Origin of the sequence: Burkholderia sp. Tr-20390 (genome assembly GCF_017104595.1) — a bacterium.
In the GTDB taxonomy this organism is placed as follows: domain Bacteria; phylum Pseudomonadota; class Gammaproteobacteria; order Burkholderiales; family Burkholderiaceae; genus Burkholderia.
Genome location: NZ_JAAGPC010000383.1, coordinates 1 through 2,021, shown reverse-complemented (window position 1 = coordinate 2,021; position 2,021 = coordinate 1). Strand labels below are relative to the sequence as shown.

Genomic DNA, 2,021 nt, shown 5'->3' with positions numbered 1-2,021 from the left:
AATCGTGTTCCATCGATGTTTTCTCCTGGATCGAGGGTTGCTTGATGATGCGTGTCGCATGAGCGATGCCGGCCGCGGCAAGCGTGCGCGGCCGGCAATGTGCCACAGGGTAGCGCCGTTCACGCGTCCGTGCGCACCGCGACGAGGCTGCGACGGCGCGGTTCCTCCGTCGTTTCGCCCGAGTTGTCAGGGCGATGCAACGGTCGGCGCCGGCCTGCATGGCATGTCGGAAGTGAAGCATGACACGGTGGCATCCGATACGGACCGCCTCGCACGCTCGATCGCGAAACAACGCGCGACGCAAAACGCGGCAATTGCGTGGCTGCCGACGGTGGCGGCAAGCTGACGCACCGGGCCGCCGCCTGCGAGGCCCGACGGGCACGCTGACGGGCGGCCGGGCATAATGCGCGAGGCCGGTCCGGCGCCACGTGCCGCGACCGTGCCGAGCCACCCGACGGCCCGCATCATTTCCCGTCCCGAATCCTGAACTTCAATCCGTGAATGTCATGCAAGTACTCGTCGTAGGAACCGGCAAGCTGGCCAGCGAACTGCTCGACGCGCACCGGCTCGACCCGGCCACCTGCCGCGTGATCCCCTGGTCGGACAGCGCGCGCGACGATGCGCAGCGCAGCGACGCCCGAACGATCGTCGTGCATGCCGGTTCCGGCCGCGAACTCCCCGCCGTGATCGCGTTCTGCGAGGCCACCGGATCGCCACTCGTCGAACTGTCGACCGGCTCCGAGCTCGAAACCGGCTCGCACGCTTTCCCGGTCGTGCTGTGCCCGAACACGAACATCCTGATGCTCAAGTTCATGAGCATGCTGGAAACCAGCGGCCACCTGTTTCACGACTGCCGGATCAGCCTGACGGAGTCGCACCAGGCTGGCAAGACGTCCGTCCCCGGCACGGCCGTCGGGATCGGCCAGTCGCTCGGCGTGCGGCCGGAAGACATCCGCTCCGTGCGCGACCCGGACGTGCAGCGCAGCGAATTCTCGGTCGACGACGATCAGCTCGGCCGCCATGCGATTCACCGGATCCGCATCGACGACGGCGCGTGCAGCCTGCAGTTCGAATCGCGCGTGGTGGGTGCGACACCTTACGCCGATGGCGTGTCGCGCATCGTCGACGCCGTTCGGCAGCACGATCTCGAGCACCGCCGCTATTCGATCGTCGAGTTCATCCGCAACGGCTGGCTGTAATCGCGGCGATGCGCGGCGGGCGGCACGCACGCGCAGCGGCGCGGACGTTTTTTGCGCAACGTAAGAAGAGGTTCGGTGCCGATTTCCGTGGAGGTCGTCGACCGCCCGATCCGCGACATCCGGGCCGCCATGAATCGCGCCGGCCGGCACGTGACGTCCCGCATGGCCGGCGTTCAAGATCACGCCAGCCGGCTTCGCCGCCACGACCGCTCGGAAAATTCGACGAGCAATCTCCCTGCCGCATTCGCTGGCAAGTTATCGGCCGAGGTTCATTCGCCGAGAGGGGGCGCGGGTCACCGTCACGCGCCGCCAAGCACCGCGCCGCTCTCGGGCAACGTCGCACCGCCGTCGACGACGATCGTCTGCCCCGTGATGTAAGCGGCATCCGCCGATGCGAGAAACAGCATCGCGTTCGCGATATCTTCCGGCTCGCCCATCCGCGCGAGCGGAATATCTCGCGCGATCTGCGCCGCGACCGACGCGTCGCCGAGATTGCCGGCCGCCGGCGTGCGGATCATGCCCGGCTCGACGCCGTTCACCGTCACGTTGCGGCGCGCGAGTTCCAGCGCCGCGGCGCGAATGAAGCCGTTCACGCCGGCCTTCGACGCCGCGTAATGCGCGAGCCCCGGATACGCGACACGCGGCCCCGTCACCGACGACGTGACGAGCAGCCGCCCCGCTCCTGCGCGCTCGAATGCCGGCAACGCAGCCTGCGCGAGCCAGAACAACGCCGACAGGTTGACCGACAGTGTCCGGTCGAGCGTCGGCTCGTCGATCTGCGTGAACGGCGTCAGCGGAAAATACGCGGCGTTGTGGACGACA

At 67.8% G+C, this 2,021-nt stretch carries 2 protein-coding genes and 1 pseudogene; 2 read left to right on the top strand and 1 reads right to left on the bottom strand.

The window, feature by feature from the left end:
• Together G3N98_RS39095 and G3N98_RS39090 are read left to right on the top strand one after the other, a co-directional pair.
• Positions 1–346 (top strand): annotated as a pseudogene (locus tag G3N98_RS39095) (hypothetical protein); the annotation flags it as partial.
• Between the two features lie 160 nt (positions 347–506).
• Positions 507–1,199: a dihydrodipicolinate reductase gene (locus G3N98_RS39090; protein ID WP_206151107.1), complete on the top strand. Its 693-nt coding sequence runs from the start codon at positions 507–509 to the stop codon at positions 1,197–1,199.
• A 299-nt stretch (positions 1,200–1,498) separates the two neighbouring features.
• Here the strand turns inward: G3N98_RS39090 and G3N98_RS39085 are convergent.
• The coding region (locus tag G3N98_RS39085; protein WP_206151106.1) for an SDR family oxidoreductase at positions 1,499–2,021 on the bottom strand (523 nt) is incomplete at its 5' end.